The following is a 22309-nucleotide window of genomic DNA, read 5'->3' on the forward strand; positions in this document are numbered from 1 at the left end:
CACAAAGGGAGCATATCTTCCGATGCTGTTTTATGATTGTCATGCAAAACCAAAATATCTCATAATACCTAAAAAAATGCCATATGCAAATCCATACTGGTCATCACGCAGCTTTTCAGCATCCATAATATTGCTTAAGTACGCCAATTCCACAAGGTTGGCCGGCATATTGGCATTTCTTAATACATACAGGGAAGGGTTTTCCCTGATCCCGTTATTCGCCGTTCCTGCCACCTGGTTTATGCCTTCCATGATCTGCTCTGCCAGCCACTGTGCCTGGGTATAAAATTGGTAAATATATACCTCCGTACCATGGATTGCAGGGTTTGGATTCAGATTGCAATGAATGCTGATAAAATAGTCGGCCGGCCATCCATTGGCCAAGGCAACTCTCTGAGCCAGGCTTGTGGTATTATTGGTGCCTAGTACGGTAGTAGGTTCAGGCCTGGATACCCGTGCATCAAACCTTGGATCACTGTTTAACAGATTTTGAAGATAAATCCCCACCTGATAATTGATCTCCGATTCATTTAACCCATTTGCCGTTGCCCCGCTGTTAAAGAATCCGCTGGGATTATGACCTTGATCAATAAATATTTTAATAGCCATATAAGAATTTCCTTTCCTGCTTCACTATAATAAATATATGACTTATTACGGCAAATGTCACATTTCAATAGGTATTTTGGTTATTTTCACATACAAAACCCGTCTTTTCCTAGCAGATCCTCGGCAGCCCCTCACCGTATAGCAAATCAATGGTCCGGTTACCCAGCAGCCGGGTTTTCATTGTCACACCCCTCCCTTCCAGAACAGTCCCGATGATTCTGGCGTTTTTCCCATACTTGCTTTTCCTGATTGCCTGCAAAGCCTTTTGGGCCTGATTTTCCGGTACAACGGCTATCATTTTCCCTTCATTTGCCATGTAAAGGGGATCCAGACCAAGGATATCACAAAAACCTTTCACCTGGGTGCTGATTGGCAGGGCTTCCTCCCATATCTCCACTCTGCAGGAGGATTGATCCGCTGCCTCATGAAGAACCGTGGCAAGGCCGCCCCTTGTAACATCCCTCATACAATGGATCCTGATGTTTTCATCAAGAAGATTTTTTACGATGGAAGTAAGAGGTCCGCAATCACTTGCAATCTGATTTTCAATCCCCATCCGGTGCGAAAGAATGGCTGCATGGTGTTCTCCTAAATTGCCGGAAAGAATAACTGCGTCTTTGGGCCTGCACTTTGAAATACTGATACCTTCTTTCCGGATCTCCCCTATTCCCGACGTATTGATATAGATTCCGCCGCTTCCTTCCACCACCTTCGTATCACCGGCTACGATCCTTACTCCGGCTTCTCTGGCTGCCAGGGCCATGGAAGAGGCAATTTTCTCAATGATCTCAAGCTCCGCCCCCTCTTCTATAATGAAGCCTGCTGTCAGATATCTTGGAACAGCCCCCATCATGGAAAGATCATTCACAGTTCCGCATACGGCAAGCTTACCAATATCTCCCCCTTTAAAAAATAAGGGAGTGACCACAAAGGAATCCGTTGTATAAGCAATCTTCCCTTTGATGTTCAAAACAGCGGAATCTTCCAGTTTATTCAGAGTTTTATTATTAAAATGCTTTAAAAATACTTCCGTGATGAGATTACCGGTCTGCTTTCCCCCGCTGCCGTAGGACATGTCGATTTTCATGGCTTCCGCTCTCCTTCCATTCTCTTTCTTTTACTCCTTTTGGCTCAGAAATTCTGGTACCAGATGCCGCAGGCCCCTTCCTGGGATACCATACAGGGACCTATGGCATGTAGTGGGGTGCAGGCAGTTTTAAACAGGGGACAGTCCGGCGGATTTATCCGGCCAAGAATTACATCCGAACACTTACAGCCAACCGGCATATGCTCTTCCCTCTCTTCTTTCTTACGTCCTGCATCGTAGATCCTATATTCTTTTCTAAGCCTTAAGGCTGACTTTTCTATAACCCCGATTCCTCTCCATAAGCCATCCCCAGCTTCAAAATATCGGTTAATGAGTGCAGCCGCCTTCTGGTTCCCTTCCTCTGTCACGGCACTGGCATAAAGGTTTTTCACCTCAAAGCACTGCTTTCTGGTCTGGAGCAGGATCTCATATACGGCTGCAAGGATGTGCTCTCCTTCAAATCCAGCGATTACAAATGGCTTTTGATATTGAAAGGCCAGTTTCCTGTAAGCTCCGCAGCCTGTAATCACACTCACATGTCCTGGGCTTAAAAATCCGTCGATGGCTTTTTCCTTTTCACAGAGAAAGGAAAGGGCCGGTACAATGGTTTTTATGGAGGTCATAAGCTTCAGGTTTTCGATCTTTCTCTGCAGGATTTCCTCTAGAAGCAGAGCATAAACAGGAGCAGTGGTTTCAAATCCCACTGCTGCAAAAACATACTGGATCCTCCTGTTTTCCTCTGCTTCCCCAATGGCAGTAAGGGGAGAATAGAGAATTTTCACCCTCCCTCCGGCTGCCTTGGCCTCTGTCAGGCTCATCCTGCTTCCCCTGACCTTCATCATATCCCCGAAGGTAAGCACGCAATGATTTTCCTTTAAGGAGTATTCCGTCAGTTCATCTATGTAGGCGGAAGAGGTGACGCAGACCGGACAGCCCGGCCCAGAAATCAGCTGGATCCTGGGTGAGATTATGGTCCGGATGCCGTTCTTAAAAATGCTGGCCGTATGGGTCCCGCATACCTCCATAATTTTTACCGGCCTGCCGCCATAATTTTTCAGTTCATGGATCACCTGGTCGATCATATTTTTATCCCTCCTCCTGAAACTGGGAAAATATGGTAAGGATTTCTTTGGCCGTATCCTCCATTAAAACTTCAATAACGCAGCCGGCATGTATGAGGACATAATCACCCACTTTCGTATCCACCAGTCTTATGTTGGCCTCGGTAATATTATCCATAATGTTAATCTTTGCGTAATCCCCCTTTATTTGAATCACTTTTCCCGGAACTGCAACACACATGGCATCCTGTCCTTTCCAAATCCCTAATCCCGGATTTTAAATATTCATTTCCCAGATAAGCCTGACCCAGGCTCAATCCTCCGTCGTTAGGAGGAACCGCCGAATTCAAATAGACAAAAAACCCATTTTTCTTTAATAGTCCGATGGTATGCCTGGTCAGCAGGGCATTTTGAAAAACACCTCCGCTTAACGCTACGGTGTTGCTTAAATATCGGCTCCCCAGCCTTTTGCAGACAGAGGCCACTGCCTGTGCCAGGGCAAGATGAAAGCCAAGGGCCAGGGCGCCTGTCTCTGCTCTGTTTCTCATGGTGCAAAGAGTCTCGAAAACCGGCCGGGGATCTAATGTAAGGACATCGTCCTGCTCCTTTATTCCAAACGAAAGACTGACCGGCTTTACCCGGTTTCTTTCCCCCAGCACTGCCTCCCTTTCCAGCAATACGGCACATTCTCCCTCATATCGGTTCTCATGCCCGATATTTAAGACAGACGCTGCCCCATCAAACAGACGCCCTACGCTGGAAGTCAATACCCTATTGATATTATGCTCCAGGGCGGCTTTTATCACCTCCAGCCTTTCATCCTCAATATAAGCGGTAAGCCCTGCGTGAAGCAGACAGCAGGAAGCTGTTTTCCTGGCATCTCTCATGGAGCTATCTCCTCCCAGAATGGGAAACATGCTTACATGACCCGCCCTTATGAAATCAATCCCTTCACAGACAAGAAACTCTCCGCCCCATATGCTCCTGTCCGTCCCGCAGCCAGTTCCGTCAAAGGCAACTCCGATCACAGGCCCCTTTAAATCATGCTCGGCCATGACGGAAGCGACATGGGCATGATGGTGCTGCACCTTAAGGACGGGCAGACCAAGAGCTTCTGCAAAACGTGCTGAATGGTAATTGGGATGGAGGTCACAGACCGCCAGACCCGGGGTAATTCGAAGAAGTCTTGTCAGATCTTCATAGGATCTTTGAAATTCCTTTCTAACTGCCTCTTCCTCCAGGTCCCCGAAATGCTGGGATACCACTGCATTCCCCTTCTGGCAGAGGCAGAATGCCGCTTTTAGATCCCCTCCTGCCGCAAAGATCCCGGTCTTTGTCCCGCCTTCCCCCTCTTCCCTGCTTCCCTCTCCCCTAGATAAAAAAACTGGATAAGGAACATAGCCTCTGCTTCTTCGGATGAGCTGGGGCATGCCTTCTATGATCCTTGCAACGGAATCATCCACTGAACGTACGATCCTTCTTTGGTTATATAATACACCATCCAGATAGGGCGACGAGAGAGCCAGCATGGATTCGTCCTCCCGAATAATGGGCTGCCCGGCAATATTGGCGCTTGTCATGATCAGGGGGCCCAGCCTTTTTGTCAGCATATGCTGGAGTGGAGTATAAGGAAGGAAAGCCCCGCAATAAATGCTTTCATTGGAAACAGAGGGTGCCATGGTATCTTGTTTTATGGAAAGCAGTACGATGGGCCTTGCTTTTGATTCCAGCAGCGCTTTTTCTTCCGCAGAGACCAGGCAGCACCTGCTTATTTCCTGGATTCCGGGAAACATAACTGCAAAAGGCTTTTCCTCTCTCCCCTTTAATTTGCGAAGACGTTTTACCGTATCCTCCCGGAAAGGGGAGCAGACCAGATGAAAGCCTCCAATTCCTTTCACTGCAACGATCCCTCCCTTTGACAGCACGGTCAAAGCCTTTTCAAAGGCCTCCTTTTCCTTTCGCTCCATAGGACCATTTCCCTTATGGTGATAGATCAGGTAAGGGCCGCAGTCATTGCAGGAAACGGTCTGGGCATGAAAACGCCTGCCTGCAGCCCATGTGTATTCCTTCTGACATTCGCTGCATAAGGGAAAATCCTCCATGGTTGTCCGTTTTCTGTCATAGGGCAGTTCCTCCATTATGGTATATCTGGGTCCGCAGGAGACACAGCTGATAAATGGATTCCCATATCTTCTGTCCGACTCTTCGGATAGCTCTCTTAAGCATTCCGGGCATACCGGAAGATCCGGAGGAATCACCGATATTTCGCCCATGGATTCACTCTTCAAGATGGCAAAATCCTCAAGATCCATAAAAGGGATTTCTTCTGCTTCCATCTTCATGATTTCATGGCCGCCCTTTTTGTTATCCTTAAGGTCAGCCAGGAACCGGCCGATCAAATCGCTTTCAGACTGGGCCACGATCTCCACATAACCGCCTACGTTGCGCACCAGCCCTTTTATCCCGTACTCTTTTGCGGTACGATAAACAAGGGGACGGAATCCAACCCCCTGCACAATTCCATATACCCTTATTTGTTCTGTCATGATCTTGTTTTTTCCATCTTCCATTCCACTACCTTTTTATCGCCTTCTTCCGTCTTACCGGATTCAACACCGGGGCTGTTTGATTCAAAGCCCGGACTCCCTTCATAAAAAAGTTCTCGTCAAAATCAATATATGGGAAAAGGTCACATTTCGTAATCGTAATAACCCATTTCTCTTCTCCTGATTTGTTTCTCTCCATATCCTATGATATTTCCCTAAATTTATTTCTATTTTATATCATGTTTTTTGTGGTAAAATAGTATATAACGAAATGATAAAAAGGAGGTACTATATGGAACAGAAACTCCCAACCACCATTGATGAGTACATCACTGGACAAAACCCGGAAATACAGCCCCTCCTGGAAAAGCTGTACCAGACCATAAAAAAGGCGGCACCGGAAGCAGGGGAAAAGATCAGTTGGGGAATGGCTACATTCGTTCATCACGGCAATCTGGTACATTTTTCCGCAGAGAAAAAGCACATCGGATTTCACCCGGCCCCCACCGCTATTGATGCCTTTCAAGAAGATTTAAAGGAATACCGCTGTTCAAAAGGCACCGTCCGGTTTCCCTATGACAAGCCTCTGCCTCTTGAGCTTATAGGCAAAATGGTCCGTTTCCGGGTGGCTGAACAGGAGGCACTATTGGAAGAAAAAAAAACGGGAAAAACAATGGAAAAACAATTACGGCCCCGGTGCCCCATGCCTGACGATGTGATGGCAGAGCTTCAGAAAGAGGGGTTGACTAAGGCCTACGACGCCCGGCCGCCGTATCAGAGAAATGATTATCTCGGATGGATCACCAGGGCTAAGCGCCCGGAAACCCGGCGAAAGCGTATGGATCAAATGCTGGATGAGCTGCGTTCCGGCGATGCCTATATGGGCATGGCTTATACCACTAAAAAAATTACTAAGGCCGGACCTTCTTAACCGGCCTTTTTTCTTTCCATATCATTTCTTAATAATTCTTAATTCCCTTAAATTTCATTGTTATTTAATTTATAAATGATATAATTTTCCATATTTCTATACAAAAGTATCAAGAACATATCCCTGCATTACAGTGGAATCTTAACAAGAATGGAAGGATTCTCTGATTTTACCCTTATAAAAGCAGAAAAGGAGGTTGCCGGCCCATGAGTACAGCACAGCAGATACTGGTAGTAGATGACGATGCAGACATCCGGGAAGTTCTCCGCATTCAGCTGGAGAACAAAGGCTATTCCGTATGGGAAGCGGTTAACGGAAACGATGCGGTGGCCGCTGTCTCAGAAAATCCTGATATTGACCTTATTATATTAGACATCATGATGCCCGGCTTATCGGGAATCGATGCCTGTACCCAGATCCGGAAGATAACTTCCGCTCCTGTATTGTTTTTAACGGCAAAATCAAAAGAAAGCGATAAAACGGCGGCCTATGAAAACGGCGGCGATGATTACCTTGTAAAACCTTTTTCCCAGGCAGAGCTTCTTATGAAGGTCCGCTCTCTTTTAAGAAGATACGTAGTCTATAAAGGGAAAACTGAACCTGTTTTTAATCTTTCAGAAATCCGCATCCAGGATATTCTGATTGATACCACGTACCGTTTTGTTTACCGGGAAAATCAAAAAATTGAGCTTACGGATACAGAGTTCCAGGTTTTGATGTATCTGGTCAGAAACAGAGGCAAAGCAAAGGATGCACAGGCGATCTATGAAGGCGTTTGGAACGATAGGTTCCTCCCTTCTTCCACCAATACGGTCATGGTACACATATTAAAGCTCCGGAAAAAACTGGAACTGGATTTTAATAATCCTGCCATTATACGAACCGTTTGGGGAAAGGGCTATCAAATCGATGAAGCATAAATGGATTTCATCTTTAAGGTATAAGCAGATATTTGTATTAATCTTTGGGGCGGTGGTCAGTTTTGGAATGTATTTTGCCGCACAGGCCTTTGGGGATTATTTAATATCCAGGAACCATATGAATGAAGAGGCTGCATGGAAGAGGCTGACCAATTATCAGAACTCTTTTGAAAATTACATCAATAAATACCAGGTATCCGTAAAAAACGTAAGGTCGATTTCCAAGTGGGTGAAGAATCATAAATACGTTTATGTAACCATTTTTAACGGCAATGAAATCATTTATGAATCCGGCTACTGGAATGATGCCTATGCCTCCTATGATACGGCCACCATTAGGGATATTGCCTTCAGCGACGGAACCTATTCCGTTTCTATTATTGATTCATCGGAAATAAAGTGGTATAACCTGGTAACTTATGCTTCGTGGGGTGTGTTTTTCCTGTTTCTGTTTGTAATCCTGATTTTTTATAACCACCGGATCATTGCACGGATCATGCTGTTGTCAAGGGAGGTTTCCCTGATTGAAAAAGGGGATTTAGAGCAGCCCATCTTTTACAAAGGCAATGATGAAATCTCTTTGCTGGCAAAAAATGCAGATAACATGAGAAATTCCTTAATTACAAGATATCAGAGTGAGAAGGAGGCCTGGGAGGCAAACAGTGAGCTGATCACATCCATATCCCACGACATCCGGACCCCCCTTACTTCCCTCATCGGCTATCTGGAGATATTGGATTCAAAAAGCTATCATTCGGAAGAACAGTTTGATAAATACATAAAAAGCTGCAAAGAAAAATCCATTCAGCTAAAAGACCTTTCGGACCGGCTCTTCCAGTACTTTCTTGTATTCGGAAAGGAACGGATCCTGATGCAGATGGATACTTTTGATGCAAAGATCCTGCTCCAGCAGCTTTTTATGGAATACGTGTTTGACCTTGGCAATCTGGGTTTTAATGTGAAAACAGAATTTGTGGAGCAATCCTGCAGCATAACTGCTGATATCCAGTATCTGAGGCGGTTGTTTGATAACCTGTTTTCCAATGTTAGAAAATATGCAGGAGTTGATGGGCCGGTCATTGTCAACAGCCATATCGCTGGCAATGACCTGATTATCACTGTCACCAATGAAATCCGCAGGGACAGCACGTTTTTGGAAAGCACCAATATCGGACTGAAAACCTGCCAGAAAATAGCAGAACAAATGAACGGAACCTTTGAGATAGAAAAAAACGGAACTGATTTCACGGTCCGGGTAACATTTCCTTTGGAATCCGTCAGAGAGGAGTAACAATCTATGAGAAACGTACTGGAGTATCTGGAACACTCCGCAAGGATATTTCCGGATAAAATTGCCGCGCAGGATCAGGTTACCGGCTGCTCTTATAAAGAACTGTTATTGAATGCCAAACGGATAGGCAGCTTTCTTTCCGGTTTTGAATCACCGGGTAATCCTGTTGTTGTTTTTATGGATAAAAGCGTGGAGGCTTTGACAGCCTTCCTGGGAATCGTATACGCCGGATGCTTCTATGTTTTCATCAGCCCGGGGCAGCCGGTCCCCCGCATAAGGCAGATCATGGAGGTCCTTAAAGCAGGCACCCTCATCACCATGGGGGAACCGAAAGCCCTGGCGGAAGATATGGGATTTACCGGAAATCTCCTGGATTACCATGAAATGATCCATGGGGAGATAAAGGAAGAGGACTTATCGCTCATCCGTGACCGGTCCCAGGACATTGATCCTTTGTACTGTAACTTTACTTCCGGTTCAACAGGAATTCCAAAGGGCGTGCTGGTCAGCCACCGGTCCGTCATTGATTTTATGGAATATTTTCCTTCCATGTTTGGCATAACGTCAGAAGATATTATCGGGAACCAGGCTCCCTTTGACTTTGATGTTTCTGTTAAGGATATTTATTCCACCCTTAAAACCGGGGCGACCATGGTCATGATCCCAAAGAAATTGTTTTCCATTCCCACAGAACTTCTGGATTACCTTTGGGAACACAAGGTAACTACCTTAATCTGGGCGGTCTCCGCCCTGTGCCTTATCGCCCAGCTTAAGGGTTTCACCTATAAAGTTCCTTCCAGAATCAATAAGGTCCTGTTCAGCGGAGAGGCTATGCCGGTAAAACATTTAGCAGTCTGGCAGAAATATCTTCCCGGTGCAAGGTATGTGAACCTATACGGACCTACGGAGATCACCTGCAACTGCACCTACTACCCTGTGGACCGAAAATTTGAAGCCCATGAAACTCTGCCCATTGGAAGAGCATTTCCCAATGAAAAGGTCTTCCTTCTGGATCAGGATGACAGGCTGGTCACGGAAAATGGCCGGATTGGGGAGATTTGCGTATCCGGAACCGCTCTGGCCCTGGGATATTATAATAATCCGGAGCAGACAAAACGGGTGTTTGTACAGAATCCGCTTAACACCCGCTACTTAGAAACCATTTACCGCACCGGTGATCTGGCATTCTACCAAGAGAAGGCAGGGCTATGCTTTGCCGGACGAAAGGATTTCCAGATCAAGCACATGGGGCACCGCATCGAGCTGGAGGAGATCGAAGCCGTCTTAAACAGCTATCCCCTCATTGAGCGGGCATGCTGCGTCTTTGATGATGAAAAAAACAAGATTACGGCTTTTTATGTGGGTAATATGAATGAAAGGGAGATTTCAATCCGAATGAGGGAATCCCTGCCGGTTTATATGATTCCCTCTGGGTTCTGCCCTCTGCCGGAATTGCCGGTCACTCCAAACGGAAAAATGGACCGAAAAAAATTATTGGAAATGGGGAAAGGAAAGCAGCCATGAACGAATCAAAATTTGACTATGCCATACATCAATACCAAACTCCCTTCTACATTTTTGATACGGATGTCCTTGCCCTTCAGATCAGAAAAATCCGGGATGTTCTTGGATCGGATGTAGAATTATGCTATGCCATGAAGGCCAATCCATTTGTCATCAGAGATATAGAGGGACTGGTGGAATCCTTTGAAGTCTGTTCCCCAGGGGAATTATCCATCTGTGAAAGAGCCGGTATCCACATGGAGAAAGTCGTCATGTCCGGCGTGTATAAGAAGCCTGAGGACGTGGAATATGCCTTAAAGCAGTATGGAAATAAGATCATTTATACCGCAGAGTCTCTCTCCCACTGGCAGACCCTTGCCTCCTGTTCGAAACGTCTTCAATTACCCGTCCGTGTACTCCTCCGCCTGACCAGCGGAAATCAGTTCGGCATGGATGAAAGCCTGATTAGACAGATCATTGCCATGGGTGCCCATGAATTTATCACAATCGAAGGGATCCAATACTTTTCCGGCACCCAAAAAAGATCTTTAAAGAAGCTGGAAAGCGAGCTGAACATGCTGGAACAGTTTTGCCAGGAATTAAATTCAGAATACGGCTTTCGGGTCAAAAGGCTGGAGTATGGTCCCGGTCTTCCCATCTGCTATTTTGAAGAGGAAAAGAAGGAAGAGGAAGAGATGTTAAATGGTCTTGCCGTTCTTCTGAAACACCGTTCCTTTGAGGGCAGGATCACACTGGAAATGGGGAGATACATAACCGCCTCCTGCGGTTCCTATGTGACCAGGGTGGCGGACCTGAAAACAAACAAGGGAGAGCCTTACTGTATCGTTGACGGAGGCATCCACCAGCTGACTTATTACGGACAAGTGCTTGCCATGAAAAAGCCGCCCATTCTACCTTTTCATGAACGGAAGGGAGAGGAAAAAAAATGGACGGTCTGCGGTTCTCTTTGTACTGCCAGTGATGTGCTGGTAAAGCAATACCCTTTTCAGGACCTGCAGCCGGGGGATCCGATTATTTTCCAAATGGCCGGTGCCTATTCGGTGACAGAGGGCATGGCATTATTTTTAAGCAGAGAGCTGCCCCAGGTACTGCTCTATTCTGCCAAAGAACACTTCCGTATTGCAAGACCTTGTATTCATACGGATGCATTTAATTACTTTTATTCATAAAGGAGACGAAAACCATGGAACAATTAATGAAAATCTTAAATGAAATCAACCCGGGAATTGACTATGAAACTGAGACAGGGCTCATTGACGGCGGACTTTTGGACTCATTTTCCATTCTCTCCCTCATTCCGGAATTAGAGGATGCTTTTGACATTGAGATCACACCCATAGACATGGTACCCGCCAATTTTAATTCCGCCAAAGCAATATGGAGCATGATCAGCCGGTTAAAAGAGGAATAGGCCATGGCTTACAACTCAATACTGTACCTTTTTATCTTTTTACCGGCTGTAATGCTGACCTATCAGCTTACGCCCCAGTGCCGCCGTTATAGAGTCCTGCTAGGTGCAAGCTATGTGTTCTTTCTCTCTTTTAGCGGAAGGCTGCTGGTGTACTTGCTTTTTTCCACTCTTTCCATTCATCATATGGGCCTATGGCTTGCTTCCTGTAAAAGAGACTATTTGTCAGCAGACCATGCAGTTGAGGATAAAAAGGCACAAAAGGCTGCTTATGAAAGCAAACGCCGGCAAATCTTATGGCTTGGGATCGGATTGCAGCTTGCTATTCTATTGATTTTAAAATATTCCGGCTTTTTTCAGGAGAATTTAAACATAGTGTTAAAGGCTCTGTCCTTTCCACGGCTTTTGCCTTCCATAAATTTTGCCCTGCCCATTGGAATCTCCTTCTACACCCTCCAGGCAATCTCATACCTGACTGACGTTTATTATGAGAAAATACCGGCAGATGACAACTTAGGAAGGCTTGCTTTGTACCTCTCCTTTTTTCCGGCTCTTCTGGAAGGCCCGATCTGCCGTTACTCTCAGACTGCAGAAGTCTTATACCAGGGCAATCCTCTGGAATATGGGAAGGTTACCCGGGGCTTACAAAGAATCCTATGGGGGTTGTTTAAAAAGCTTGTGATTGCGGACCGCCTCAACATTCTTGTAGAAACAGTGTTTGACACCCCCAATCATTACGGAGGCATCATCGTCATTGCCGGAGCTGTTTTATACACCTTTCAGCTATATGCTGATTTTTCCGGCTGCATTGATATGACCATTGGTACCGGAGAAATGTTTGGGGCTGTCATTCCGGAAAACTTCCGGCAGCCATTTTTCTCTAAAACTGCATCGGAATTCTGGAGACGGTGGCATATAACCCTTGGCGGCTGGTTAAAGGACTATATCTTTTACCCCTTATCCTTAACCAGATTCGTCAAAAAGCTGGGAAGGCATTCCCGGGCCAGATTTGGAAAACATCTGGGGCAGAACCTTGCTTCCTTCCTCCCCTTGTTTGGTGTCTGGATGCTAAACGGACTATGGCACGGAACCGGATGGAACTACATTTTCTTTGGTATGTATTACTTTGTCCTCATTATGACAGGAAATTTATTAGAGCCTGCGGTCCAGAGGGTCACGGATCGTCTGAGGATTCCCCGGTCCAATCCCTTATACCGGGGAGTCCAGACCGGAAAACTGCTTTTGATTGTATTCACGGGAGAATTGTTTTTCAGGGCAAAGGACCTGACCACCGGCATAAATATGTTCCTGTCCGTTTTCACCGGATTCCGCTTGTCATCGGTTACAGACGGTTCTCTCCTTAAGCTGGGGTTGTCCCTGGCGGATTTTGTTGCCCTGTTCCTTGGTTTTATCGCGGTTTACACGGTAGATACCATTCATGAGAACGGAATCTCTATCCGGGACAGAATATCCGGCTGGAATATACTGGCCCGCTGGAGCTTTCTTTACGCCGCCATCCTGGTTGTCATTCTTCTCGGAGCTTACGGCGACGGGTATTTACCGGCTAAGCTGATTTATGCCGGATTTTAAGGAGTGATCGGATGCAAACCAGAAACAGAATAAAATCAATTATATTTTTGACCGGGCTTTTCATTTTATTGTATGTTGCTTCCTACCTGCTTCTTCCCTATAACAATATGGAGGACAGCTTGTATAAAAAGGCTAATGGGATCCTGAAGGAACCAAAAGATACCATTGACTATGTATCCATCGGCGACAGCGAATGCAGCGCCAGCATTTCCCCCATGGAAATCTGGAACTCTTATGGTTATACAGGATATAACTGCGGCGTACCCAGCCAGCAGCTTCAGGACACTTATTATCTGCTGGAGCGTCTCTTGAAAAACCAGTCTCCGAAGGTAGTTTTTCTGGAAACCAATGCATTTTACCGGGATTTCAAATACATCAACGCCCTTGAAACCGCCATTGACGATACAGTGAAAAAAATATTTCCCATTTATAAATACCATAACAGCTGGAAATATTTCCACTTTTATATGCTGAAAAGCCTGGGACAAAAGGCAAAGCAGGAACCGGCTACCATTTACAAGGGATATCAGTACAGCGCAATCGTAACCCCATACAAAAGCGGACCTTATGTTACGGAAACAGACGATGTTTATGTGATTGATGAGCAGCCCCTATTATACTTAAATAAAATCACCGCCCTGTGCAGGGAAAAGGGCATTCAGCTGATCCTGTACAGCGCTCCCTCGCCAAAATGCTGGTCCTATTCCAAGCACAATGCAGCTGCGGCTTTTGCCAATGACAACCAACTGACTTACCTTGACTTAAATCTGGATATTGATGCTCTGGGTATTGACTGGACAAAGGATTCCAGGGATGACGGTGATCACTTAAACTACTTTGGGGCTGTAAAGGTATCCGCCTACATCGGAAACTATCTACGGAAACACACAGACTTCATCGACCACCGGAAGGATGCTGGCTTTGAGAGCTGGAACCGGGAACTGAACAATTATCTAAAGCTGACAAATGAGAATTAACGCTAAAAGAGCATTGGCACCGGTAAAACAGAACGGCCCAATGCTCTTATAGCTATCTAGGGTCTATGACGCCTTGAACAATCAGGTTTGTATGTAGTAAGACATAAAATCCGCCAGCTTATTGCATGCAGACTTTAGCTGGTTTAGCTCCGGCAGATAAACCACCCGGAAATGATCTGGCTTTTCCCAATGGAACCCGCCTCCGTGAGTCAGCAGGATCTTTTTATCCTTTAAAAAATCCAGGACAAATTTTTCATCGTCAATAATGTGAAATTTGCCGGAATCAATTTTAGGGAACATGTAAAAGGCAGCTTTAGGTTTTACCACAGAGATCCCCGGAATGGCATTCAGAGCCTCATTGGTGTATTCTCTCTGTTCGTAAATCCTCCCGCCGGGAACCAGAAGTTTTTTCGTTTCCTCTTCCATTTCCAGAGCAGCTTTTATCACGGACTGGGCCGGAACATTGGAGCAGAGCCTCATGGAGGATAACAGGTTCAACCCTTCCACATAGCCCTTTGCAAAGGATTTATCTCCGCAAAGAATCATCCAGCCGCAGCGGTATCCTGCGATCAAATGGGATTTGGAGAGACCGTTGAATGTAATGGTCAAAAGATCGGGAGCCAGGGAGGCGATGGATACATGCTCCAGACCGTCAAAAACAAGCCTGTCATAAATTTCATCAGCAAAGATGATCATCCCATGCTTCCGGCAGATTCCAACGATTTCCTCCAGAAGTTCCCTTGGGTACAAGGCGCCGGTAGGGTTGTTGGGGTTAATAATGACGATCCCTTTTGTCCTGCTGGTAATTTTACTTTTTATATCTTCTATATCCGGGTACCATTCTGCGCCTTCATCGCACAGGTAATGAACAGCGGTCCCCCCGGAAAGTGTCACCGAAGCAGTCCATAAAGGATAGTCCGGAGCGGGAACCAGAATCTCATCTCCACAGTTTAACAGGCCCTGCATGGATAAGGTGATCAGCTCGCTTACACCATTACCCGTGTATACATCATCCACCGTAACCCGATCAATCCCTTTTTTCTTACAGGATCCTACGATTGCCCTTCTGGCAGAAAGCAGCCCTTTGGAATCGGAGTAGCCTTCCGTATGGGACAGGTGATCCTTCATCCTCTTCAGCAGCTCTTCCGGTGCACGGAAACCAAAGGGAGCAGGATTCCCGATATTTAGTTTTAATATATCAATTCCCTGGTCAATCATCCGGTTTGCTTCATCCATGACCGGACCTCTGATGTCATAGCACACATGATCCAGCTTGCTGGATTTTTCAAATTTCCTCATCAGTATTCTCCTTTTTCTTAGTAATTTAATAGAGGAAGGTAATAAAAAAACGCCCTAAACGTCGAAACGTTTAGGGCGAATATACAATCCGTGTTACCACCTAAATTCAGAGAAATCTCTGCACTCTCTACGATACCAGCATATCGTGTCCCTGTAACGTGGGAATACGTTGAAGCCTACTAAACCATCTCCCTGAAATCAGAACGGAGACCGTTATTCGGTCCAAAGCTCCGAGACTGCTTCGATATACTAAAATAAAGATTCGCACCAACCATCTTCTCTCTGAAATTCATTGTATATGTACTATTTCTCTTCATTGCCTTTTCACTATTTCCGCAATGATACCACAGGAACGAGAAAATGTCAATTATTAAAAATTAACGCTGACTTGAAAAAGTAAATTCCAGTGCAGGACTAAATTCCACCGCCCTTTAAAAGTTGTCATAAATGGTAGAGGTTTTTGCGCACTGTTCTAAGATTTCTGATATAATTAAGCTAACTTCTTACCAAAAATCATGTTTTAGGGCAGAGAAAACAGGCCACTGGAGTTTCGTGTGCGAGACTAAATTCCACCGGCCACATTCAAAAAATGTGAAAAGTTAACTTCCAGTCCGACAGCAGATTTAAGTAAGTTAGTTAACGGTTGTAGCGAATCAGCTTAGGTGTCAGATTGACCTCGTCAGGGACAATGCGCCTAAGCTGAAGTCCTTTTAAGGTGTCTTCGCCAAATGATTCTAGAGCCAGATTATATGGCGTTTCACCACCCAGACTCTCCCGTGGTGTGGAATTGATATGATTAACAATCAGATTCACGTCCCATTGAGTTAGAAATTCAAAGCTGGTTCCTTTTGGAAGCACCATGCGAAGCATGGTATGAACATTTTCAACGCCCCCCTTCTGACCGCTACGCATTGGATCACAGTAGTAAAGATTACAGCGCTGAATTTCATTGATCCCAGTCTCCAGGCCTATAGGATCGCCAAATTCGGAGCCACGGTCAGTTAATACGTATTGGAATAAGGAAACGAATTCATAGGTTCCCAGTCGTTTCTCAAGCTGATCAAATACAAGTCGTACGGCGCCTTTGGTACATCGGTTCATCAGGAATGCAAGAAAAAGTTTTTCCTTTGTAAAGTAGAACGTCAGCAGAGTCTTTTTAGATTCACGGGAAGAATGAACCGTGTCCATTTCTGCAAAGTATTCAAGATCCAAAGACTGAAAATCAAGATAGGTTCTGTTGACAAAAACAGAGCGATCCGTAATCTGTGTCTTGTGGCATTTTCGCGGTTTGAACTTAGGTTTACGCTTTAAATCTACATTTCTGGCGGAAAACAGACCCTTGTCAATGTAGGTATAGATTGTGCGGACAGACATATCCAGTTCCGGATGATTTATGGAGATCTGATAGGGAGACTGCCCCTGCTCAATTAGAGGAGTAACAATCATATCTTTTTGATGCAGTTCGTGCTTTGTCATGCAGATACCGTTTCTGGAATTGGTGAGTAACTCATGATATTTGCGGTCAGCAAACCGTGCATTGTATGTGTATTTGTGAGCAATGGTGCAGTGAGAGATCTTTTTGTCGCAGCCATTGCAAACGTAGGGAGCTTTATCCAGTCGGGAGCAGCGTTCCTTCACAAAATCCCGGCAGGTTTGATTACAGGTCGGACAGGAAGCACATTTGATCCCGCAGACAAGAATCTTTTTGCAGACATTTACTTTTCGACAGCTAAACCTGTAAATGCAGAAGTTCTTGGTATTGTAAAAGGTGCCTTTATGATACCAGTCAGAGGAACGCCTGGCCTTCACTTCCTTAGAGATGGTGGTTGGATCTTTGCACAGGTATTTTGCAATATCTTTAAAAGTATGATTTTGATTTAAAGAGTTTTCAATAAAAACACGATCCTTCAGAGTGAGATGCTTCTGGTTACCAGGAATATATTTACTCATAAAATCTCCTTCTACTGCTGTCAGAAGGAGTTATAAAGATACCATGTATGTATGAAAGAGTAAATATAAACTGTGCAGAGGTAAACTCTACCTGGGTAAATGGTAGTGGAATTTACTTTTTCAATTTTCAATTAAAAATTAACCTTCTCCATGCCAGCCCTTCTTCAGGCTTCCTTGTCCGCCGGAAATACAATTCCTCCCTTACGCCTTGCAATTGTCTGGATCTCACTCACCAGCAAGGTATGATCCAGATACCGATAGCAGGCTTCCAGATCATTGCCGCAGATCATATCCTGAAATGCCAGAAATTCATCCAGCATGCGGTGATCTCCTTTATTTTCATTTACATAGGTTTTTGTATTATTATTCATTATGATTTCAAAGCTGTCGCAGATACTGGCAGGCGATTCCTGATGGATGACCCCCTTATCTCCCTGGATATTGTTTGCAATGGGAGCTTTGCAGTCCTTCGCACCTACACAGGTACATTTAAAGGTGCCGTAATCCAGCACTAATATGCCGGAAGTGTCAATGCCTCTCTCCACATTGGGAAAATATTCCACCTTTAAGGGCCTGCCGAATAACCCTGCCACATAATGAATGTTGTAGATATTAATATCCATGAGTGCTCCGCCGGAACATTGAGGATCAAATGCAGGTAAAATGCGGCCCTCTTTGAAGCTGTCATATCTTCTGGAATACTGGGAAAAGTTGCATTGTACAATTTTTATGTTTCCAATGGCGGGCAGCAATTCCTTGATTTTTCTGTAATTGGGCAGATAAAGGGTAGTAACTGCTTCAAGCAAAAACAGCTTTCTTTCCCTGGCCAGCCTGCTTAATTCCAGGGACTCTTTATAGGTTGTTGTAAAGGGCTTTTCAACGATCACATGCTTTCCGGCCTCCAAGGCCTCTTTCCCGAACTGAAAATGCAGATGGTTTGGCAGGGCCACATATACCGTATCCACACCGCAGTTTAAAAATTCCTGATATTCTGTAAAGATATACTTAATGCTGTATTTATTTGCAAGCTCCTTACCGGCAGCTTCACTTCTTTTTGTACAGCAAATAGCAGTTACCTCTACTTGCTCTAAATGATGAACCATGGGCAGAAACTCCTGCACGATCATTCCAGATCCAACGATGCCTAGCTTCATACTTATCTCCTCTCCAGTACAGTTCTGTGATTCATTTTCTAGGGAGTCAGCCTTTCCTTCCTCCTTAGTTACCTTGTCATCCCCAATATTGCGCCGGACAAATATGGGATCAGCCAGATCAGCCATACGATGATGCTGAATTTGTGAAAATCAGCCCTGGCGTTTTTGTCATCCCTTGCTACCACAATGGTGGCCCACACAGCGTGAAATACCATGAGCAGGATGGCAAGCAAGCCCGTTAACCCATGAATATTCATGCGGAAACCATATGCAGAAAACCGGCCCATAATTGCGGTTCCAATGGTATCAAAGATCAGCCCTAACCAAAAAATCAGCAGATGCCACGTTTTAAGCTGCCCCTGAAACCGTTCACTCCAAACTCCCACGGTATAAAAAACAAGCGCCAAAGTAATGGATACAGCTACATCAATAAGCATAAGACTCCTCCTGTTATACGACCTTTCTTAATTCGCCCGTAACTGAATCTATTACCAGTCCGTATACCATGATCTCCTCCGGGACAAATGGATGGCTGCGTATCAGCTCAACGGATTTTTTTATGGACAAGTCCAGATCCTTAAACCCTCCCAGCCAGGAATCAAAATCTATTCCATAGTATTTTACCATATCAATGTTCTTCTGGGGGATGCCCCGCTGCTTCATTTTTTCAATGATTTTCTTGCTGTCAGTATGTCTGGCCCCGCAATCGGTATGGCCGATGACAAGGATCTCCTTGACATCCAGTTCATAAATTCCTATCAGAAGGCTTCTCATTGCACTTCCAAAGGGATGGGATATCACTCCCCCTGCATTTTTGATAATTTTTGCATCGCCGTTCTTAAGGCCCAGAGCAGATGGCAATAATTCCGTCAGTCTTGTGTCCATGCAGGACACGATGGCAATCTTTTTATTCGGATATTTATTGGTAATATATCTTACATATCCTTCGTTCTCAACAAACTTCTTGTTATACTGCAGGATTTCATCAATCATCATTCCCTCTTCTTCCGCTTTACGAATAGATCTTGTCATCAAAACAGTTTCAGGTAATCTCCATACCCTTCCTTCTCCATCTCTTTCCTGGGAATGAACCTTAAAGAAGCGCTGTTGATGCAATAACGCAGTCCTCCCCGGTCTATGGGACCATCCTCAAATACATGGCCCAGATGGGCATCTCCCAGCCTGCTTCTTACTTCTGTACGGATCCTTCCAAAGCTCCGGTCCTCGTAATTCTTAACCGACTCCAGATCAATGGGTTTGGAAAAGCTGGGCCAGCCGCAGCCTGACTCGAATTTATCGGTTGACAGAAAGAGCGGTTCCCCTGTTGTAATATCCACATAGATTCCTTCTTCAAATGTATCAAAATACTCATTTTGAAAGGGAGGCTCTGTAGCGCTGTTCTGTGTCACTTCAAATTGAAGGTCCGTCAGGCTGTTCTTCAATTCATCCCTTGTCTTTTTTCCGAATTTCCTGCTTTTATCTTCAGCCTTCTTTGCTTTTTCAAATTTATCAGAACCAATATGACAGTATCCCCCCGGGTTTTTGTCCAGATATTTCTGGTGGTATTCTTCGGCCCTGTAAAAGCAGGATAGAGGCTCTGCTTCTATGGCAATTTTTTCTTTATATTTTTTCTGAAGCTGGTTCAGGGAATCCCGGATCACCGCTTCATCCCCGTCATCGGTAAAATAGATTCCTGTGCGGTACTGGGAGCCAACATCACCTCCCTGACGGTTCACGCTTACAGGATTGATCACATCATAATAAAGCATCAGAATATGGGGAAGCCCTATGACGCTGTCGTCATATTCTACCTTTACGGTTTCCGCGTGCCCCGTATCATGGCTGCACACTTCCTGATAGGTTGGATTTTCCGTACTTCCATTGGCGTATCCCACCTCTGTAAACAGAACACCTGGAATATTTTCCAGGTACTTTTCCGTTCCCCAAAAGCATCCGCCTGCCAGATAAATTTCTTTTTTCATAGGAATCACCTCTCTTAACAATCATTTAAAAAGTCATTTAAGCTTCTTCGTATTACCTGATATGATATTCCTCCATCAGATTCACCGCAGATTTTAAAATCTGTGCAGTCATACCCCATATGATCCAGTCTTCATACCTGTAGAACAAGACGTCATAGCTTCCTTTTGCCCAAGGGTATTTTGTCCCTCCCGGAATCCATTCATACGGAAAATCTTCCGGAGGCTCTGAAACCAGCTTGCTTACAAACCGCTCCGGCTCCTGGCTGCGAAGGAAATCCAAAGGCACCTTTATGATTTCCTCCACCTCATCCCTGCTGAACGTATCCTGATAATCCTTAATAACACCGATAAACGGATGAATCATCAGGTTAAACGGCGACAAGTAAATATCTCCCGGCCCCATGATCTCAATCTGCTGCGGCAACACATTCAGCTCCTCCACGGTTTCACGCACCGCACATTCCTCCAGGGATTCTCCTGGTTCAAGCTTTCCTCCGGGAAAACAAACTTCTCCAGGCTGACGCTTCAGTTGATTGGATCTTTTTTCAAACAGCAAATAAGTGGCTCCTGAAATACAGATCAGGGGAATCAGCACCGAATACTGCCTGAATTTTTCTTCTCCGATAATTCCAGGACGCCGGGTCGAAAATTGTTCCTTTTCCAAAATATGGCCTCCTTCCCCCTGGGAACCCGTCCGCCGGGGATCGTTCCCAAAACCATGAGATTCATGTTATATAAATATTACAACAATTTCTTTATAATAACAATAGTCATTCCTAAAAACGTCTATAGACTCCCTTCTATATAAAACCGCCAAAGATAATCCCTGGCTTCCTCCGCATAATCAATTCCCACACGTTTCGCGGCTATGATATGAAAATCATCCCAGTTGCCCTCCTCAAGAAATAGCTGATCACCGCACAGGTCTTTGCCGTTAAAGCTTCTGTCCAGGGCTAATGCCCTGCACAGCTTTCCCGGTCCGTTTGCAAAGCCCTTTTTCTGACTTTTTGTCAGTTCCTCATAAGGCCTGCCATATCTGTTTTGTGCCATCCATTGGATCCCTTCCAATGGTTCCACGGCCCTGATTAAAACCGCCTGGGGGACGCTCCTTTCCCTAGTAACTATGTTAAAGCAGTAATGCATCCCGTAAATGGGGAATATATAGGCAAAGCCAGGATCTCCGTACATCACTTCCACTCTTGGTGTTCTCTTTCCTCCGTAAGAATGGGCGGCTTTATCCTCAAGCCCCATATAAGCCTCAGCCTCCACAATCCTGGCCGAAATTCTCCGTTCTTCCTGTTGATGGACAAGCACCTTTCCTAAGATCTCCCTGGCTACCAGTATGGAATCCCTGTTATAAAATTCTCTGTCCAGCTTTATCATTTCCAGTCCTCCTTTCGCATTGCGGCAATAAACGCTTGATAACAGGCTGTAATACGGCCAGTTTATATCCCCTTAAATAAAAATCGTCCCTTGTGAGGACGAATCCAATTCATTGTCTGAACTTGAAGCAAATGCTTTGACAGCCTTACCGGCTCCCTGACTTAAGAACCGGTAAAAGCATAAAAGAATCTATTTCAATGCCGTAAACATCCAGTTGATGCCATATTTATCCTGCAAAGATCCATGCAAAACCGCAAAAAATGTCGGGCCAAGCTCTGCATAGATTTCCCCATCCTGCTTTAATATCCCCCATGCCTTTTCCACCAGTCCGGCATCCTTTGTTGTTATGGAAACATACATGTTATTGCCCCTGGTACTTTTGTCAGAACTGTCGGCACACATAATTTCCATACCGTCGATCTGCAGGCAGGCATGCAAAACCAGATTTTTATCTTCTTCGGCAATAGGAAATGCGGGATTGGGCGGCATGTCCTTATATTTCTTCATCTCAGCGATCTTCCCGTTAAATGCCTTTTCATATGTTTTAACAGCCTCTTCACAGTTTCTGTTAAACATCAAGTAGTGTCCTACCATGGC

The 22309-nt window shown here is 45.1% G+C and carries 22 protein-coding genes and 1 other annotated feature; of the genes, 8 read left to right on the forward strand and 14 right to left on the reverse strand.

Going from position 1 to position 22309, the window contains the following annotated elements; translation table 11 throughout:
• Positions 1-39: 39 nt before the first annotated feature.
• The 5 genes from CLOSA_RS13140 to hypF all read right to left on the reverse strand — a co-directional run bounded on the left by CLOSA_RS13140 (position 40) and on the right by hypF (position 5327).
• Positions 40-609, reverse strand: coding sequence for an N-acetylmuramoyl-L-alanine amidase family protein (locus CLOSA_RS13140; RefSeq protein ID WP_013273259.1), 570 nt, complete (start codon positions 607-609; stop codon positions 40-42).
• 109 nt (positions 610-718) lie between these two features.
• Positions 719-1696 (reverse strand): hydrogenase expression/formation protein HypE, encoded by a 978-nt coding sequence (hypE, locus tag CLOSA_RS13145; protein ID WP_013273260.1) that lies wholly within the window; start codon positions 1694-1696, stop codon positions 719-721.
• 44 nt (positions 1697-1740) lie between these two features.
• On the reverse strand, positions 1741-2778 hold the full coding sequence (gene hypD / locus CLOSA_RS13150; RefSeq protein ID WP_013273261.1) for a hydrogenase formation protein HypD: 1038 nt from the start codon (positions 2776-2778) through the stop codon (positions 1741-1743).
• A gap of 4 nt (positions 2779-2782) precedes the next feature.
• Positions 2783-2998 carry a HypC/HybG/HupF family hydrogenase formation chaperone gene (locus CLOSA_RS13155; RefSeq protein WP_013273262.1) on the reverse strand — a complete coding sequence of 72 codons (216 nt, stop codon included), beginning with the start codon at positions 2996-2998 and terminating at the stop codon, positions 2783-2785.
• Positions 2940-5327: a carbamoyltransferase HypF gene (gene hypF / locus CLOSA_RS13160; protein ID WP_013273263.1), complete on the reverse strand. Its 2388-nt coding sequence runs from the start codon at positions 5325-5327 to the stop codon at positions 2940-2942. The genes CLOSA_RS13155 and hypF overlap by 59 nt, the downstream gene beginning before the upstream one ends.
• Before the next feature lie 268 nt (positions 5328-5595).
• On the opposite strand from hypF, the gene CLOSA_RS23490 reads away from it, so the two are divergent.
• From CLOSA_RS23490 to CLOSA_RS13200, 8 genes are all read left to right on the forward strand, one after another.
• Entirely contained in the window at positions 5596-6234 is a 639-nt protein-coding gene (locus CLOSA_RS23490; RefSeq protein WP_013273264.1) for a DUF1801 domain-containing protein, read from the forward strand.
• A gap of 206 nt (positions 6235-6440) precedes the next feature.
• Complete coding sequence (locus tag CLOSA_RS13170) at positions 6441-7154, forward strand: response regulator transcription factor (RefSeq protein WP_013273265.1); 714 nt, start codon at positions 6441-6443, stop codon at positions 7152-7154.
• Complete coding sequence (locus tag CLOSA_RS21785; RefSeq protein WP_013273266.1) at positions 7144-8445, forward strand: HAMP domain-containing sensor histidine kinase; 1302 nt, start codon at positions 7144-7146, stop codon at positions 8443-8445. Before CLOSA_RS13170 ends, CLOSA_RS21785 begins: the two co-directional genes overlap by 11 nt.
• 6 nt (positions 8446-8451) lie before the next feature.
• Entirely contained in the window at positions 8452-9969 is a 1518-nt protein-coding gene (locus tag CLOSA_RS13180; protein ID WP_013273267.1) for an amino acid adenylation domain-containing protein, read from the forward strand.
• Positions 9966-11138, forward strand: a complete 1173-nt coding sequence (locus CLOSA_RS13185; RefSeq protein WP_013273268.1) for a diaminopimelate decarboxylase family protein — start codon at positions 9966-9968, stop codon at positions 11136-11138. The genes CLOSA_RS13180 and CLOSA_RS13185 overlap by 4 nt, the downstream gene beginning before the upstream one ends.
• 14 nt (positions 11139-11152) lie before the next feature.
• Positions 11153-11380, forward strand: coding sequence for an acyl carrier protein (locus tag CLOSA_RS13190; RefSeq protein ID WP_013273269.1), 228 nt, complete (start codon positions 11153-11155; stop codon positions 11378-11380).
• 3 nt (positions 11381-11383) lie between these two features.
• Positions 11384-12967 carry an MBOAT family O-acyltransferase gene (locus CLOSA_RS13195; RefSeq protein ID WP_013273270.1) on the forward strand — a complete coding sequence of 528 codons (1584 nt, stop codon included), beginning with the start codon at positions 11384-11386 and terminating at the stop codon, positions 12965-12967.
• 11 nt (positions 12968-12978) lie between these two features.
• Positions 12979-13944 (forward strand): hypothetical protein, encoded by a 966-nt coding sequence (locus tag CLOSA_RS13200; protein WP_013273271.1) that lies wholly within the window; start codon positions 12979-12981, stop codon positions 13942-13944.
• 81 nt (positions 13945-14025) lie between these two features.
• On the opposite strand, the gene CLOSA_RS13205 is transcribed toward CLOSA_RS13200, so the two are convergent.
• The 9 genes from CLOSA_RS13205 to CLOSA_RS13245 form a co-directional block, all read right to left on the reverse strand.
• Positions 14026-15243 carry a pyridoxal phosphate-dependent aminotransferase gene (locus CLOSA_RS13205; RefSeq protein ID WP_013273272.1) on the reverse strand — a complete coding sequence of 406 codons (1218 nt, stop codon included), beginning with the start codon at positions 15241-15243 and terminating at the stop codon, positions 14026-14028.
• A 68-nt stretch (positions 15244-15311) separates the two neighbouring features.
• Positions 15312-15569, reverse strand: a binding site (T-box leader).
• A gap of 310 nt (positions 15570-15879) precedes the next feature.
• Complete coding sequence (locus tag CLOSA_RS13210; protein ID WP_013271245.1) at positions 15880-17193, reverse strand: IS30 family transposase; 1314 nt, start codon at positions 17191-17193, stop codon at positions 15880-15882.
• A gap of 164 nt (positions 17194-17357) precedes the next feature.
• A complete protein-coding gene (locus CLOSA_RS13215) occupies positions 17358-18347 on the reverse strand; it encodes a Gfo/Idh/MocA family oxidoreductase (protein WP_013273273.1) in 990 nt (329 codons plus the stop codon).
• 68 nt (positions 18348-18415) lie between these two features.
• Positions 18416-18784, reverse strand: coding sequence for an HsmA family protein (locus CLOSA_RS13220; RefSeq protein ID WP_013273274.1), 369 nt, complete (start codon positions 18782-18784; stop codon positions 18416-18418).
• Between the two features lie 13 nt (positions 18785-18797).
• The gene (locus tag CLOSA_RS13225) at positions 18798-19340 is read right to left on the reverse strand and encodes a beta-class carbonic anhydrase (protein ID WP_041709212.1); all 543 of its coding nucleotides are present in this window, start codon (positions 19338-19340) and stop codon (positions 18798-18800) included.
• Between the two features lie 38 nt (positions 19341-19378).
• Positions 19379-20329, reverse strand: a complete 951-nt coding sequence (gene msrB / locus CLOSA_RS13230) for a peptide-methionine (R)-S-oxide reductase MsrB (protein WP_013273276.1) — start codon at positions 20327-20329, stop codon at positions 19379-19381.
• Between the two features lie 52 nt (positions 20330-20381).
• Positions 20382-20993 carry an NUDIX hydrolase gene (locus CLOSA_RS13235; RefSeq protein ID WP_013273277.1) on the reverse strand — a complete coding sequence of 204 codons (612 nt, stop codon included), beginning with the start codon at positions 20991-20993 and terminating at the stop codon, positions 20382-20384.
• A 122-nt stretch (positions 20994-21115) separates the two neighbouring features.
• Complete coding sequence (locus tag CLOSA_RS13240) at positions 21116-21712, reverse strand: DNA-3-methyladenine glycosylase (RefSeq protein ID WP_013273278.1); 597 nt, start codon at positions 21710-21712, stop codon at positions 21116-21118.
• Positions 21713-21901: 189 nt separating this feature from the next.
• Complete coding sequence (locus CLOSA_RS13245) at positions 21902-22306, reverse strand: VOC family protein (RefSeq protein WP_013273279.1); 405 nt, start codon at positions 22304-22306, stop codon at positions 21902-21904.
• Positions 22307-22309 lie beyond the last annotated feature (3 nt).

It is taken from the genome of [Clostridium] saccharolyticum WM1, assembly GCF_000144625.1.
Taxonomy (GTDB): domain Bacteria; phylum Bacillota; class Clostridia; order Lachnospirales; family Lachnospiraceae; genus Lacrimispora; species Lacrimispora saccharolytica.

Coding starts and splice junctions, on each gene's coding strand:
- CLOSA_RS13140 (WP_013273259.1), bottom strand. CDS start 609: ATGGCTATTAAAATATTTATTGATCAAGGTCATAATCCCAGCGGATTC.
- hypE (WP_013273260.1), bottom strand. CDS start 1,696: ATGAAAATCGACATGTCCTACGGCAGCGGGGGAAAGCAGACCGGTAAT.
- hypD (WP_013273261.1), bottom strand. CDS start 2,778: ATGATCGACCAGGTGATCCATGAACTGAAAAATTATGGCGGCAGGCCG.
- CLOSA_RS13155 (WP_013273262.1), bottom strand. CDS start 2,998: ATGTGTGTTGCAGTTCCGGGAAAAGTGATTCAAATAAAGGGGGATTAC.
- hypF (WP_013273263.1), bottom strand. CDS start 5,327: ATGGAAGATGGAAAAAACAAGATCATGACAGAACAAATAAGGGTATAT.
- CLOSA_RS23490 (WP_013273264.1), top strand. CDS start 5,596: ATGGAACAGAAACTCCCAACCACCATTGATGAGTACATCACTGGACAA.
- CLOSA_RS13170 (WP_013273265.1), top strand. CDS start 6,441: ATGAGTACAGCACAGCAGATACTGGTAGTAGATGACGATGCAGACATC.
- CLOSA_RS21785 (WP_013273266.1), top strand. CDS start 7,144: ATGAAGCATAAATGGATTTCATCTTTAAGGTATAAGCAGATATTTGTA.
- CLOSA_RS13180 (WP_013273267.1), top strand. CDS start 8,452: ATGAGAAACGTACTGGAGTATCTGGAACACTCCGCAAGGATATTTCCG.
- CLOSA_RS13185 (WP_013273268.1), top strand. CDS start 9,966: ATGAACGAATCAAAATTTGACTATGCCATACATCAATACCAAACTCCC.
- CLOSA_RS13190 (WP_013273269.1), top strand. CDS start 11,153: ATGGAACAATTAATGAAAATCTTAAATGAAATCAACCCGGGAATTGAC.
- CLOSA_RS13195 (WP_013273270.1), top strand. CDS start 11,384: ATGGCTTACAACTCAATACTGTACCTTTTTATCTTTTTACCGGCTGTA.
- CLOSA_RS13200 (WP_013273271.1), top strand. CDS start 12,979: ATGCAAACCAGAAACAGAATAAAATCAATTATATTTTTGACCGGGCTT.
- CLOSA_RS13205 (WP_013273272.1), bottom strand. CDS start 15,243: ATGAGGAAATTTGAAAAATCCAGCAAGCTGGATCATGTGTGCTATGAC.
- CLOSA_RS13210 (WP_013271245.1), bottom strand. CDS start 17,193: ATGAGTAAATATATTCCTGGTAACCAGAAGCATCTCACTCTGAAGGAT.
- CLOSA_RS13215 (WP_013273273.1), bottom strand. CDS start 18,347: ATGAAGCTAGGCATCGTTGGATCTGGAATGATCGTGCAGGAGTTTCTG.
- CLOSA_RS13220 (WP_013273274.1), bottom strand. CDS start 18,784: ATGCTTATTGATGTAGCTGTATCCATTACTTTGGCGCTTGTTTTTTAT.
- CLOSA_RS13225 (WP_041709212.1), bottom strand. CDS start 19,340: ATGATTGATGAAATCCTGCAGTATAACAAGAAGTTTGTTGAGAACGAA.
- msrB (WP_013273276.1), bottom strand. CDS start 20,329: ATGAAAAAAGAAATTTATCTGGCAGGCGGATGCTTTTGGGGAACGGAA.
- CLOSA_RS13240 (WP_013273278.1), bottom strand. CDS start 21,712: ATGATAAAGCTGGACAGAGAATTTTATAACAGGGATTCCATACTGGTA.
- CLOSA_RS13245 (WP_013273279.1), bottom strand. CDS start 22,306: ATGGTAGGACACTACTTGATGTTTAACAGAAACTGTGAAGAGGCTGTT.